11 protein-coding genes are annotated in these 14,292 nt (G+C 62.0%); 7 read left to right on the forward strand and 4 right to left on the reverse strand.

What is annotated here, in order from left to right:
- Positions 1 to 26: 26 nt before the first annotated feature.
- From V6B15_RS09635 to V6B15_RS09655, 5 genes are read left to right on the forward strand one after another with little or no spacing between them, the layout of a single operon-like run.
- Positions 27 to 1,538, forward strand: coding sequence for a type II and III secretion system protein family protein (locus V6B15_RS09635; RefSeq protein WP_334200970.1), 1,512 nt, complete (start codon positions 27 to 29; stop codon positions 1,536 to 1,538).
- A 14-nt stretch (positions 1,539 to 1,552) separates the two neighbouring features.
- Entirely contained in the window at positions 1,553 to 2,203 is a 651-nt protein-coding gene (locus tag V6B15_RS09640) for a CpaD family pilus assembly protein (RefSeq protein WP_253518370.1), read from the forward strand.
- A 6-nt stretch (positions 2,204 to 2,209) separates the two neighbouring features.
- Positions 2,210 to 3,499 carry an AAA family ATPase gene (locus V6B15_RS09645; protein ID WP_253518373.1) on the forward strand — a complete coding sequence of 430 codons (1,290 nt, stop codon included), beginning with the start codon at positions 2,210 to 2,212 and terminating at the stop codon, positions 3,497 to 3,499.
- 51 nt (positions 3,500 to 3,550) lie between these two features.
- Positions 3,551 to 4,522 carry a type II secretion system F family protein gene (locus V6B15_RS09650; RefSeq protein ID WP_334200971.1) on the forward strand — a complete coding sequence of 324 codons (972 nt, stop codon included), beginning with the start codon at positions 3,551 to 3,553 and terminating at the stop codon, positions 4,520 to 4,522.
- A 20-nt stretch (positions 4,523 to 4,542) separates the two neighbouring features.
- Positions 4,543 to 5,541, forward strand: coding sequence for a type II secretion system F family protein (locus tag V6B15_RS09655; RefSeq protein ID WP_334200972.1), 999 nt, complete (start codon positions 4,543 to 4,545; stop codon positions 5,539 to 5,541).
- A gap of 48 nt (positions 5,542 to 5,589) precedes the next feature.
- Here V6B15_RS09655 and V6B15_RS09660 read toward each other — a convergent pair whose 3' ends face one another.
- Together V6B15_RS09660 and V6B15_RS09665 are read right to left on the reverse strand one after the other, a co-directional pair.
- Entirely contained in the window at positions 5,590 to 6,060 is a 471-nt protein-coding gene (locus tag V6B15_RS09660) for a MarR family winged helix-turn-helix transcriptional regulator (RefSeq protein WP_334200973.1), read from the reverse strand.
- Between the two features lie 66 nt (positions 6,061 to 6,126).
- Positions 6,127 to 6,996 (reverse strand): crotonase/enoyl-CoA hydratase family protein, encoded by an 870-nt coding sequence (locus tag V6B15_RS09665; protein ID WP_334200974.1) that lies wholly within the window; start codon positions 6,994 to 6,996, stop codon positions 6,127 to 6,129.
- 444 nt (positions 6,997 to 7,440) lie between these two features.
- On the opposite strand from V6B15_RS09665, the gene rhuM reads away from it, so the two are divergent.
- Positions 7,441 to 8,505, forward strand: coding sequence for a RhuM family protein (gene rhuM / locus V6B15_RS09670; protein WP_334200975.1), 1,065 nt, complete (start codon positions 7,441 to 7,443; stop codon positions 8,503 to 8,505).
- 299 nt (positions 8,506 to 8,804) lie between these two features.
- Here the strand turns inward: rhuM and V6B15_RS09675 are convergent, their stop codons facing one another.
- Both V6B15_RS09675 and V6B15_RS09680 read right to left on the reverse strand, forming a co-directional pair.
- Positions 8,805 to 9,590 (reverse strand): SDR family NAD(P)-dependent oxidoreductase, encoded by a 786-nt coding sequence (locus V6B15_RS09675; protein ID WP_334200976.1) that lies wholly within the window; start codon positions 9,588 to 9,590, stop codon positions 8,805 to 8,807.
- A gap of 27 nt (positions 9,591 to 9,617) precedes the next feature.
- Positions 9,618 to 10,790, reverse strand: coding sequence for an acetyl-CoA C-acetyltransferase (locus tag V6B15_RS09680; RefSeq protein WP_253522978.1), 1,173 nt, complete (start codon positions 10,788 to 10,790; stop codon positions 9,618 to 9,620).
- A gap of 358 nt (positions 10,791 to 11,148) precedes the next feature.
- Here V6B15_RS09680 and V6B15_RS09685 point away from each other — a divergent pair, with 358 nt between their 5' ends.
- Entirely contained in the window at positions 11,149 to 14,190 is a 3,042-nt protein-coding gene (locus V6B15_RS09685) for a TonB-dependent receptor domain-containing protein (protein WP_334200977.1), read from the forward strand.
- Positions 14,191 to 14,292: the final 102 nt, after the last annotated feature.

A 14,292-nucleotide genomic window follows, 5' to 3' on the forward strand; every position in this document is an offset into this window, starting at 1 on the left:
CGGAACGCCATTCAGGGGGCAATTCCATGAAACGTCGTCTTACTACCAAATTGCTGCTCGCCAGCCTGGCCATTGCGCCGCTGGCAGCCGCGCCGACGACCGTTGCGACGGCCCAGTCGGTCGTCAGCCCCGGTTCGGAGATCGTCCTTTCGATCGGTCGCGGCGAATTGGTCAATGTGCCCGGCACGATGGCCGACATCTTCGTCGCCGACGACAATGTCGCCGACGTGCAGGTCAAATCGCAGCGCCAGCTCTATGTGTTCGGCAAGGCCGGCGGCGAAACCACGATCTATGCCAGCAACCGCGCCGGCGATATCATCTGGTCCGCCAATGTCCGCGTCGGTTCGAATATCGGCAGCATCGACCAGCTGATGGCGCTCGCCATGCCCGATGCCAAGATCTCGGTCGCGACGATGGGCACCAACGTCATCCTCCTGACCGGCACGGTTGCCGCACCCGAGGATGCCGAAGAGGCGCAGCGCCTCGTCGAAGCCTATGTCGGCGAAGACGCGAATGTCATCAGCCGCCTGCGCATGGCGACGCCGTTGCAGGTCAATCTGCAGGTGCGCATCGTCGAGGTTAGCCGCAGCTTCGTTCGGGCAGTCGGTGTCAATCTGACCAGCGTCGACTCGACCGGCGGTTTCCAGTTCGGCGTGGGCCAGGGCCGCGAAGGCGCGGTGACGATCGGATCCGCAGGCGAAGGCAGCAATTTTACTGCCATCAGCCCGGGAACGACTCTCGCCGGGTTTGGCAAGTTCCTCGGTCTCGACCTCGGTGCCGCACTCGATCTGGCTGAAACCGAAGGCTTCGCAACCACGCTGTCGCAGCCCAATCTGACGGCTCTGTCGGGCGAAACCGCAGAATTCCTTGCCGGCGGCGAATTTCCGATCCCGCTCAGCCAGGGACTTGGCGCGACGAGCATCGAATATAAGAACTATGGCGTCAGCCTCGCCTACACCCCGACCGTCCTTGCCAATGGCCGCATCTCGATGCGCGTTCGCCCGGAAGTGTCGGAACTGACCAGTCAGGGCGCAATCACGCTCGAAGGTTTCCAGGTACCGGCGCTGACTACGCGCCGCGCGGAAACCACCGTCGAACTCGGTTCGGGCCAGAGCTTCATGATCGCCGGCCTGCTGTCGAACAATGCGACCAATTCGGTCGACAAGGCCCCGGGTCTCGGCGACGTGCCGATCCTCGGCAATCTGTTCCGCTCGACCACCTACCGCAAGGGCGAAACCGAGCTGGTGATCGTGGTCACGCCGTATCTGGTGAAGCCGGTCGATGCCAATGACATCAAGCTGCCGACCGACGGGTTCCGCAAGCCGACCGAATTCCAGCGCCTGCTGGGTTTTCAGCAGAGCGACGGCGTAACCGGCGGCGACCGCCCCAAGCCGCGCGCGGTCGAGACCGCTCCGGCAGCCCCGGGCATTTCCTACGGAACCCCGGGCGACAGTGATGAGCAGCAGGCGGCTGCCAAGCCCGACGCACGCCGTAACGAACGTACCGCGTCGGCGCAGCCCGGCTTCAGCTTCGAATAAGAGGGACGAGTACCATGGCAAAGGCAATCACTCGCAAGCTTACCGGTTCGCTGGCCGTCTCGCTCAGCCTCGTGCTCGGCGCCTGTGGCGGTTTCCCGACCGAGAACCGCTCGCTCTACAGCGCGCGTCAGCCGGTAGTGGAACGGACCAATTTCACGCTCGATGTGAACACTGTCGGCGATGGCCTGGCGGTTAGCGAGCAGCAGCGCGTGTCGGGCTGGTTCGAGGCCATGGGCCTCGGCTATGGCGACCGCGTCTCGCTCGACGATCCCACCGCCAATCCGGCGTTGAAAGACGACCTTGCGGCGCTTGCTGGTCGGCACGGGCTGCTGGTTACCGAGGGTTCGCCGGTCACCGCCGGCTATGTCGAACCGGGCCAGGCCCGGATCGTCGTGACCCGTTCGACCGCCAGCGTTCCGGGTTGCCCCGACTGGTCGGCCAATAACGAGGCCAACGAGTATAACGCGACCTATCCCGGCTACGGCTGTGCCGTGAACGGCAATCTCGCCGCCATGGTCGCCAATCCCGAAGACCTGATTTCCGGTCAGCAGGGCACCGGCCAGACCGTCGTCACGACTTCGACGAAAGCCATCCGGAGCTATCGCGAGAAGGCGCCGACCGGCGCGGGCGATCTGACTGAAGTCAGCACCAATGAAGGAGGCTAAGCAGCCATGAGCGCTTCACTTAAATCGAGCATGGCGGGCAACCGCGACGCCTTTGCCGCCTATATCTGCGACGAGACCGCCCTCGACGTGCTGCGTCCTGTGGTCATCGAACTCGGCTGGCAGCCCGAAAAATGCAACAAGGGCGGTCTGCGCAATGCGATCCAGTCCCTGTCGGTGGCGGCCAGCCCGAACATCCTCATGGTCGACCTGTCGGAAAGCGGCGACCCGCTGAACGACATCAACGCGCTGGCGGAAGTCTGCGAGCCGGGCACGGTGGTGATCGCCATCGGCCAGGTCAACGACGTCCGCCTTTACCGCGACCTGCTCGCGAGCGGCATCCACGACTACCTGCTCAAGCCGCTGTCGGCCAGCGCAGTGCGCGATTCGCTCAATCAGGCGCAAGCGGTGTTCCTGGCCCCGCGCAGCGGCGAGGACGAGGGCGTCAAGCGTCACATCTCGGCCGCCGTGATCGGTACGCGCGGCGGCGTGGGCGCATCGACTCTGGTGACTTCGCTGGCATGGATCTTCTCGGTCGACCAGCGCATGCCGACCGCCCTGCTCGACCTCGATGTCCATTTCGGAACCGGCGCGCTCGCGCTCGATCTCGAACCGGGCCGCGGCCTGACCGATGCGATCGACAACCCCGGCCGGATCGATGGCCTGTTCATCGAACGCGCCATGATCCGCGCCAACGAAAATCTCGCCATCCTGTCGGCGGAAGCGCCGATCAGCCAGCCGCTGATGACCGATGGCGCGGCCTTCCTGCAGTTGCAGGAGGAATTCAAACACCAGTTCGAAATGACCGTGGTCGACATGCCGCGCAACATGATGATCAATTTCCCGCACCTGCTCAACGACGTGAATGTCGTCGTGCTGGCCACGGAAATGTCGCTCGCTTCGGCGCGTGACACGATCCGCATCCTGTCGTGGCTCAAGACCCATGCGCCGCAAGCGCAGCCGCTGATCGTCGCCAACAAGGTGCAGCCGGGCGTCGCGGAAATCAGCAAGGCCGATTTCGAGGCCTCGATCGAACGCAAGATCGATGTGACGATCCCGTTCGACCAGAAGGCGGCGGCCAATGCCGCCAAGCTGGGCAAGACCTTCGTCGATGCCAATGCCGGTGCCAAGGCCACCTCGGCGATCAAGCAGCTCTCTTCGCGGATCATCGGCATGGGCGACGAGGAAGCCGAAAAGGCCGCGGAAGCAGGGGCCAAAAAGTCGCTGCTCGGCGGGCTCGATTTCAAAAACCTGCTGGCGAAGAAGAAAGACCCGCGGACCGCAGTGCCCGCGGAATAACGGCTTCCGGGGGCGACCCCGGATCCGCGATCGGATAAACGGAGAGTACGCATGAACATCTTCCAGCTGGTGCTGTTGGCCCTCGGGGTCCTGGCTTTGCTGGCGATCGGCTACGCTTTGTTTTCCGGTCCGAACACGGCCAAGGCGAGCCAACGCCGCCTCCAGCAGGTGCGTTTCCGCCATTCGGAAAGCACCGACACCAAGGTTGAATCGCAGCTCAAGAAGGCCATCGCGGCGCGTCGGCCGAAGATGCGCGGCGTTGCCGGATCGTCTTCGCGCGTGGAGGCCCTGGCCATCAGGCTCGACCGGACCGGCAAGGGCTGGACGCTGAGCCAGTATGCCTATGCCTCGCTCGGCCTCGGGGTCGCGGTCGCGCTGCTGATGTATCTGCGCAGCGGATCGCTGGCCTTTTCGCTGGGTCTCGGCGTGCTGGTCGGCGCAGGCCTGCCGCATTTCCTTGTCAGCCGCGCGATCAAGAAGCGCACCAATGCCTTCAACGCCAAGTTTCCCGACGCCATCGAACTGCTCGTTCGCGGCCTGCGTTCGGGTCTGCCGGTAACCGAAACCCTGTCGGTGGTATCGCAGGAAGTCCCCGGCCCTGTCGGGGCGGAATTCAAGGGCATCGTCGAGCGGATCAAGATCGGCCGGACCATGGAGGATTCGCTCCAGGAAGCCGCCAACCGGCTCGAGATTTCGGAATTCAACTTCTTCTGCATCACGCTCGCCATCCAGCGCGAAACCGGCGGCAACCTCGCCGAGACGCTGTCGAACCTGGCGGACGTGTTGCGCAAGCGCGCGCAGATGAAGCTCAAGATCAAGGCGATGAGCTCCGAATCCAAGGCTTCGGCCTATATCGTCGGTGCCCTCCCCTTCATCGTGTTCTTCATGATCTGGTGGATCAATCCCACCTATATCGGCGGTTTCTTCGAAGATGACCGCCTGATCGTCACCGGCCTCGGCGGCCTCGTCTGGATGAGCATCGGCGCCTTTATCATGGCCAAGATGGTCAGCTTCGAAATCTGAGCTGGGGAAGGACTAGCGTAATGGATCCCGCAACCGGCCCCACCCTCTTGGGCTTCGACATATTCGTGATCGGCTCGATCCTGTCCGGGGTCGCAGCACTCGCCGTGCTGTTCGCCATCTACACCGCGGTCACGATCAAGGACCCGATGAGCAAACGCGTGAAGGCCCTCGAAGGGCGCCGCGAAGAGCTCAAGATGGGCCTCGTCACCGCGAGCGCGAAGAAGCGCCAGAGCCTCGTCCGCAACAGCGACACGACCGACAAGATCAAGGACACGCTCGGCAGCATGAAAGTGCTGCAGCAGAGCCAGATCCTGACGGTCCAGCAGAAGCTCGCCCATGCCGGCATCCGCAACAAGGAGCTGGCGATCGTCGTTATCGGCCTGCGCGCCGTGCTGCCGATCCTCCTGGGCGGCTTCGCCTTCGTCATGCTGTATCTGGTCGAGGTCTATCCCGAATGGGAGATGAAGCGTGTGGCGGCGCTCGCCCTGGCCGTGTTCGTCGGCTACAAGGGTCCCGAAATCTACCTCGGCAATCTTGCCAAGAAACGCTCGGATGCGATCCGCAAGGGCCTGCCCGACGCGCTCGACCTGCTGGTGATCTGCGCCGAGGCCGGCCTGACCGTCGATGCCGCGTTCAACCGCGTCGCCAAGGAACTGGGCCGCGCCTATCCCGAGCTGGGCGACGAGTTCACCCTGACCGCGATCGAGCTGTCCTTCCTCAACGAACGGCGCCATGCGTTCAACAACCTCGCCTATCGCGTCAATCTCGACGCGGTAAAGGGCGTGGTCACCACCATGGTCCAGACCGAACGCTATGGTACGCCGCTGGCTTCCGCGCTGCGCGTGCTGTCGGCCGAGTTCCGTAACGAGCGCATGATGCGCGCCGAGGAAAAGGCCGCCCGACTGCCCGCGATCATGACCGTGCCGCTGATCATGTTCATCCTGCCGGTGCTGTTCATCGTCATTCTCGGCCCGGCAGCCTGTTCGATCGCCGACGCTTTCAGCGGCGGTATCGGTTAGCCCACAACTCCTGCGACCTGTCGCAAACCCGGGAGCCTGGCCGACAGCCTAGTCGGCCAGGCTTTCCGCGTCGAACTCCCCCGCCTGGTCGCGCACCCGCGCGAGCATGTCGAGCAGGCTGGCCCGCTCGTCCTCGCTCAGCACGGCGAACAGCTGCCGTTCGATCTTGAGCGCCAGCGGCATGATCCCCGCATGCACCGCCCGCCCTTCCGCCGTCAGTTCGAGCAAGTGCGAACGCCCGTCGCTCGCATTGGGCGAACGCTGCGCCAGCCCGCGCTCCTCCAGCCGCTTGCACGCGCGGTTGACCGGCACCTTGTCCATCAGCGTCTGCTGCGACAATTGCCGCTGGGTCAGCGCGCCGTGATCGCCCAGCACCGCCATGATCCGCCATTCGGTGGTCTTGAGCGCAAACCTTTTGCGATACTGCTCGGCAATCCGGGTCGAGACCGCATTCGAGGCAATCGACAGTTGATAGGGCAGGAATTCTGCAAGGCGTTGGGCGGGCTGGCGTCTGGACATGCGGTTACATTTAGATGACGGCCGCGACTTGGCAAGGCCGTTGCGATTGTAACCTTTTGCCGGGAGTCAGCTGTAGCCCGGTTCGTCCCACCAAGGGTAGAAATCGGGCATGTTGCCGCTCACCGTATCGGGATATTCGGGCGCGCGCTTTTCGAGGAAGCTGGCGATACCTTCCTTCGCATCCTCGCTGCGGCTGAGGCGGTAGATCGCGCGGCTGTCGATCCGGTGCGCGTCCATCGGATGGCCGCCCGCGCCAAGCCGCCAGAGCATTGCGCGGGTCATCGCCACCGATACCGCGGAAGTGTTGTCGGCAATCTCGCGCGCGATGCCGCGGGCCGCGTCCATCAGTTCACCCTGCGGATGGACCGACCGCACCAGCCCGCGATCGAGCGCTTCGCCGGCATCGAAGATCCGCCCCGTCATGCACCATTCGAGCGCGGTCTGCATGCCGACCAGTCGCGGCAGGAACCAGCTCGAGGCGGCTTCGGGCGTGATCCCGCGGCGTGCGAAGACGAAGCCGAAGCGGGCATTGTCGCTCGCCAGCCGGATATCGAACGGCAGCTGCATGGTCGCGCCTACACCCACGGCCACACCGTTGCATGCCCCGATTAGCGGTTTCTTCGAATTGAACAGGCGCAGCGTCAGCCGCCCACCGCCATCGCGCACGCGTTCGTCGGACAGGTCATCGACCGGATTGGGATCGGAGAACACATGTCCCCCGCCCTCGGGCGTGAGGTCGGCACCAGCGCAGAAAGCCCGGTCGCCATGCCCGGTCACGATCACCGCGCGGACGCTGTCATCCGCATCGGTGGTGTCGATCGCGTCGATGACTTCATCCATCATCACGCGGGTGAAGGCGTTCATCTTCTCGGGGCGATGTAGTGTGATGGTGGCAACGCTGTCGGCGATATCGAGCTTGATCTGCGTGTAGGACATTAATTGAGGCTCTCTCCTGTCAGTCTCCCACATGGACCGCATGTTACACGGTCCATGCAAGGAAAAGTTTGGGAGGGGTGGTTGGGCGGGAGGCTGCGCGCAGGTCGGGGTGGGGCGGACCGGGTGCATGTCGGCCCACTTGAACCGAACTTGGGAAGTACAAAAAGCCACGTGCTCAAACGCCAACGGCGGAACCAAGCATGCTCTCTCGACCCCAGGCTCGCTGCGCAAAACCCACAAGTTATCCCCGCCGAATCAGCGGCCTCGGGTTTCGATTCAGGGTTAACATGCCCTAAAAGACAAAGCCCCGCTGATCACGCGGATCAGACGGGACTTTGTTCAACCAAGGGCTGGCGGGCCCTCAGCTGCGGTTTCAACACCTCTTTAGACGATGGAGAGTAGCGGTCAAGAGTCCCCGCCAGCCTGTGCATAAGGCTGTAGATTATGGGTAATGAAGAAGGCGGTGCGCCAGCAATAGATATGGCGAAATTCCTTGCTCGCGTGAAGCGCCAGCGAGAGCAAGCCATTGAACTATGTGACCAAATTGAATTTGACCTGGTTCGGTTTGATGGTGAGAACGCGGCGATCGATTTCAATGTCGATTGGGAGCAGGAGACCGTCTGGGCAACACAGCGTCAGATGGCGGATCTTTTCGGTGTCGAAGTGCCCTCAATCTCCAAGCACATTTCCCGTATTTTCGAGGCGGGCGAGCTCCACGGCGGGGGAAGTGTTTCCAAAATGGAAGTAGTTCGCCTTGAAGGTGGAAGGCAGGTTCGGCGCCAAGTCGACCATTACAACCTCGACGTGATTTTGACGGTCGGGTATCGCGTTAATGGCGATAAAGCGTCCGCGTTCCGCAAGTGGGCCAACGGGATACTCAAGAGCTACCTCATCAAGGGGTATGCACTAAATGAGCCGCAGTTGCGCAATGATCGCAACGCTCTCCGGGACTTGGCCGCTCAGGTGCGTGCTTTACGTGCCGAAGAGATCACGATTTATCAGGCTGTTCGAGACTGCTTCAAAATGGCAGCGATCGACTACGATAGCTCATCCCCGACTGTCAGATCGTTTTATGCGAAGCTCCAAGACAAATTTCTGTTTGCGATAACCGGTAAAACAGCGTCGGAGCTAATCCTCTCCCGGGCAGACTGCGGTAAACCGAACATGGGGGTGACCAACCTGAAAGGCTCGTTTCCAACCCTCGCTGAAGCCAAGGTTGGCAAGAATTACCTCGCTAAGGACGAACTCTACGTCCTGCACATTCTATGCGAACAGTTCCTGCTTTATGCGGAAAGCAAGGCAATGCGTGGCAAGTCGATGACCATGCTGGACCTCGGCAGAAAGCTCGACCAACTTCTTTCAACGAATGATTACGCCATCTTTAAGGGATACGAAGGGCGCGATTACCTGAAAGACAGGGCCATGGAACATGCCCAGCGCGAATGGGCGCGCCTCAAAGAGCTGCTGAAATCCGGAGAGCACCTTCCGATTGTCAAAAAGGCTAGCTGAGGGAGCATACGATGAACGTTAGAGGAAAATGCCCGGGGTGCGGGCTAGCCGCGAGTGTCGCTTACAAGCCGGGAGATGCGAGACAGAAATTTGGCACCGGCCAGCTAATGATAGTCGCCTACGTTTGCTCATCATGTGACACCATACTCGGGGTGGAGACAGACCCGCTAGCAATGATTTCAGATATCAGCGAACGGGTCGCCAAGCGATTGGGCGCGCGCCCTCAACGGTAAAGGCCGCGACTAAAAGAAAACCCCCGCCGCAGCGAGGGTTTTCCGTGATCGCACTGTCGCGGCCGCTTAGCGCGGCGCCATGCGGATCGCACCGTCGAGACGGACGTCCTCGCCGTTGAAATAGCCGGTCTCGATCATGCACATTGCGAGCTTGGCATATTCGCCCGGCAGGCCGAGACGCTTGGGGAACGGCACCGATGCGGCGAGCGCTTCCTTCACCTGCGGCGGCGCGGCGTTCATCAGCGGGGTTTCGAAAATGCCCGGCAGGATGGTGTTCACGCGGATGCCTTCGCGCATCAGGTCGCGTGCGATCGGCAGGGTCATGCCGACAACGCCGCCCTTGGATGCGGAATAGGCGGCCTGGCCCATCTGGCCATCTTCGGCCGCGACCGAAGCGGTGTTGACGATCGCGCCGCGATCCCCGTCTTCGCTCAATGCATCGAGCGTCATCATGCCCGCCGCCGATTTGGCGATGCAGCGGAAGGTGCCGATCAGATTGACCTGGATGACGAAATCGAAGGCCGACAGCGGGAAATGCTTGATGTCGCCGCTCTGCTTGTCGCGGCTGGCGGTCTTGATCGCATTGCCGATGCCTGCGCAATTGACGAGGATGCGTTCCTGGCCATGCGCTTCGCGCGCCTTGGCGAAACCGGCATCGACGTCTTCGTCGCTGGTCACGTTCACCTTGCAGAAGATGCCGCCGATGTCCTTGGCGACCGCTTCGCCCTTTTCCTCGTTCATGTCGAAGATGGCGACCTTGGCGCCCTTGGCGGCCAGCGCGCGGGCAGTGGCTTCGCCGAGACCCGATGCACCGCCGGTGACGACGGCGGGAGTGTTGCTACTTACTTCCATGGATTGTCCTCTCAGATTTCAAGTGAATTAAAGCGCCTCGACGATGGTGACGTTGGCGACGCCGCCGCCTTCGCACATCGTCTGCAGGCCGTATTTCTTGCCGCGCGCCTTGAGCGCGTGGACCAGCGTGGCCATCAGCTTGGTGCCCGAAGCGCCGAGCGGGTGGCCCAGCGCGATCGCGCCGCCGTTGACATTGAGCTTGGCGGGATCGGCATCGAGGTGCTTGAGCCATGCCAGCGGCACCGGGGCGAAAGCCTCGTTCACCTCATACAGGTCGATATCGCCGATGTTCATGCCCGCGCGCTGGAGCGCACGTTCGGTGGCGAACAGCGGTTCTTCGAGCATGATCACCGGATCGCCCGCGGTCACCGTCAGATTGTGGATCCGCGCGAGCGGGGTGAGGCCGTAATCCTTCAGCGCCTGCTCGCTGACCACCAGCACCGCGCTCGACCCGTCGCAGATCTGGCTGCTGCTGGCAGCGGTGATCTTGCCTTCGGGGCTGAGCAGCTTGACGCCCGCGATGCTGTCCAGCGTCGCGTCGAAGCGAATGCCCTCGTCGACCGTGTGGCATTCCTCGCCTTCGGGGGTTTCGATCTCGACGCCGACGATTTCGTTTTCGAAGGCGCCCGACTTGGTCGCCTCGATCGCCTTCTGGTGGCTCGACAGCGCAAAGCGGTCGAGGTCATCCTTCGAGAAGCCGTGCTTCTGCGCGATCATTTCCGCGCCCATGAACTGGCTCCACTGGATGCCGGGATATTTCTCCTCGAGGCCGGGCGATTTGTAGTTACCCAGCCCTTCCTTCATGTGGAACATCGCGGTCGATCCCATCGGCACGCGGCTCATGCTCTCGACACCCGCGGCGATGACAACATCCTGCGTGCCGCTCATCACCGCCTGCGCGGCGAACTGAATCGCCTGCTGGCTGGAGCCGCACTGGCGGTCGATGGTGACGGCGGGAACGCCCTCGCCCAGATGCTTGCTGGCGAGCACCGCGTGGCGCCCGACCTGCATGGCCTGTTCGCCGCCCTGGCTGACGCAGCCCATCACCACATCGTCGACCGCCTTGGCCTCGAGACCGCTGCGCTCCATGATCGCATCGAGCGACCTGGCGGCGAGATCGACCGGGTGCACACCGGCCAGGCGGCCACCGCGCCGTCCACCGGCGGTCCGGACGGCTTCGACTATATAGGCTTCGGGCATCGGCATCCTCTTATCGGTTGTTATAGGTTTTGAAACGGGACCGTTTGCCTAGTCCCGCCTTACGTAAACGTCAAGCAAGCTGGAAATGGGGTCGTTTGCGACTATTGCCGAGTCGCCTGCCCAAGTTGGAATTTTCGCAAACCGCGGTGTGACATCGGCATCACACCCGTTACCCCAAACCCCCGAAGGTGTAACAAAAGCTTTGCATTGAGCGCGTCCCTAAAGGCACATGCCAGCTTCCACTGGAGGGACTGCACATACGTATGCCTATTTGGCCTACACGGATTCTCGGTCCCTCCCAGGGGTTCCTTGGAGATCCGACCTCAGGGGTCGGTCGATCAATAGAGGGATTATCAGAGTGAAACTTCAAACCTACTTCAAAGCCAGCGCGGCACCCGCCGCTCTCGGTCTTGCGCTTCTTGCGCAGCCGGCGATGGCACAGGTCGGCCCGGCCGACGAAAGCACGGTTGGCGACGTCGGTGAAACGGCGACTCCCACCGGCGCGATCGTCGTTACCGGTTCGCGTATCGCACGTCCCGACGTCGACAGCGCCAGCCCGGTTACCGTTATCGGTGCCGGTGAAGTCGCCGACACGGGTACGGTCCGGGTCGAAGACCTGGTCAACTCGCTGCCGCAGGTTGTCGGCGGCCAGAACGCCTTCATCACCAACGGTGCATCGGGTACCGCCACGGTCGACCTTCGCGGTCTCGGCACGGCGCGTACGCTCGTTCTCGTCAATGGCCGTCGCCTGCAGCCGGGTGACCCGGCAGTTCCCGCAGCCGACCTTAACCAGATCCCGGCCTCGCTCATCGAGCGTGTCGAAGTTCTGACCGGCGGTGCTTCGGCTACCTACGGTGCCGACGCTGTCGCCGGTGTTGTCAACTTCGTCATGGACACCGATTTCGAAGGCGTCCGTCTCGATGCGACCTATGGTTTCTACCAGCATGACAACGGCACTGGCCAGATCGTCAAGCAGGACGGTTCGTCGATCGACGACCTGAACGACCAGCGCGGCTTCAGCCCGCCCAAGGGCAATGACGTTGGTGGTTCGCAGTACAATGTCGAGCTCACCGTCGGTGCTTCGTTCGACGACGGCCGCGGCCACGTGACCGGCTATGTCGGCTATCGTGAAGTCGATGCGCTGTTCCTTGGCGACCGCGACTATTCGTTCTGCGCACTGACCACCAGCGCGTCGGGCAACATCTCGTGCGGCGGTTCGTCGACTGCACCGTATGCCACGGTCACCAACCCGGCATTTGCCGAGTTCGGCAGCCTGGTCGCCGACGGTTCGGACGACTTCAGCCGTCCGTACGAAGCGTACAACTACAACCCGATCAACTACTTCCAGCGTCCGGATACGCGTTACACCGCAGGTTTCTTCGGTGATTACGAAATCTCGCCGGCAGTAACGGCCTATGCCGAGTTCATGTTCATGGACGACCGCTCGCAGGCCCAGATCGCACAGTCGGGTACCTTCTTCGCCGACCAGTACAACATCGCATGTGACAGCCCGCTGTTCACCGCGGCACAGGGCAACTTCCTGTGCAGCAACTACGATGGCGTCGAAGCATATGGCGACTTCATCGACACCGACGGTGACGATGTGGCCGACACCGATCCGACCGGCGCAGGCGTTGTTCCGCTTTACCTCGGTAAGCGTAACATCGAAGGCGGTCCGCGTTTCGACGACCTCCGTCACACTGCATACCGCATGGTCGGTGGCCTTCGTGGTCCGATCACGGACACGATTCGCTACGACGCGTCGATCCAGTACGGTACGACCATCTTCAGCCAGGTCTACAACAACGACTTCTCGCGCTCGCGTCTGCGTAACGCCCTTCAGGCGACCGTTGACGGAGACGGCAACGTCGTATGTCAGTCGGTTGTCGACGGTTCGGATCCGACCTGTCAGGTGTACAACCCGTTCCAGGGTCCGGGCATCATTGCAGGCGACGATCCGCGTGACGGCATCACCCAGGCAGGGATCGACTACGTCAACATCCCGCTGCTTTCGAAGGGTGAAGTCGAAGAAGTCGTGGCCAACGCCTACATTTCGGGCGATCTGGTTTCGTTCGGCGATGCTTCGCCCATCGGCTTCGTGCTCGGCGCCGAATATCGTGAAGAGCTGCTCTCGACCCGTAACGACCTCGCGTTCCAGACGCAGGACGGTGCCGGCCAGGGTAGCCCGCAGCTCGATGTCGACGGTCGTTTCGATGTGAAGGAAGTCTTCGGCGAACTTCGCATCCCGATCATCGAAAACGGCTTCGTGGACCTTCTGGCTCTCGAACTCGGCTATCGCTACTCGGACTACAGCACCGGTAACTCCACCGATACGTACAAGATCATCGGTGAATTTGCTCCGGTCGACTGGATGCGTTTCCGCGGTGGTTACAACCGTGCGGTCCGCGCCCCGAACATCCTCAACCTGTTCGCACCGAACCGGGTTGCGCTGTTCCAGGGTAGCGATCCGTGCGCTGGCGCCACGCCGACGTTCACGATGGCTCAGTGTAACAACCTGGGTGTTCCCGATGCCCGCTACGGCTCGATTGCTGCCAGCCCTGCTGCGCAGTACAATCAGTTCATCGGCGGTAACGAAAACCTGACCCCGGAAAAGGCCGATACCTACACCGTCGGTGTGGTTATCGAACCGGATATGGTTATTCCGGGCTTGGTGATGGCTGTTGATTACTACAACATCCAGATCGAGAACGCGATCAGCACGATCGGTGCTCAGACCATCATCAACCAGTGCGGCCAGACCGGTGACGCGACCCTTTGCGGTTTCGTCAATCGTAACCCGGGAAGCCTGACGCTCTGGACGCCGGGTAGCTCGGTTACCAACACCACCCGCAACATCGGTGGCGTTGATACCAGCGGTGTCGATATCTCGGCATCGTACAACCGTACGATCGGCGCTGGTCGTCTGAACCTGTCGTTCAACGGTTCGTGGCTCGACTCGTACTTCTTCGATACGGGCGTTCCGACGCTCGATACCGATGGTGCGTTCGAATGCGCCGGCTATCACGGCAACAGCTGTGGCACGCCGCTGCCTGAATGGCGTCACCAGATGCGTCTGGGTTACACATTCGACTCGGGCTTCGGTGCCTCGATCCGCTGGCGTCACTTCGGCGCGGTTGATTGGGACCAGCGCAGCACGGATACCGACCTCGGTACGGGTGAAGATGCCTCGATCGGCGACATCGGCGATCAGAACTACTTCGATCTGACCTTGTCGTACGACCTCGATCCGGTGATGTTGCGCTTCGGCGTCAACAACATCTTCGACAAGGAACCGCCGATCATCGCTTCCGGCTTCGGTGGCTCGAACGGCAACACCTATGTCGAAACCTACGACCCGGTCGGTCGCCGCATCTTCATGAGCGCCACGCTTCAGTTCTAGAACTTAGCGCTCTGAGAAAACAGGAAAGGCGGGCTTCGGCCCGCCTTTCTTTTTGCCTGATCGCGATGTGTCCGGGCTGCGGGCACGGGCATATGGCTCCGG

The sequence above is a fragment of the Qipengyuania sp. Mu-71 genome (assembly GCF_036867055.1).
In the GTDB taxonomy this organism is placed as follows: domain Bacteria; phylum Pseudomonadota; class Alphaproteobacteria; order Sphingomonadales; family Sphingomonadaceae; genus Qipengyuania; species Qipengyuania profunda.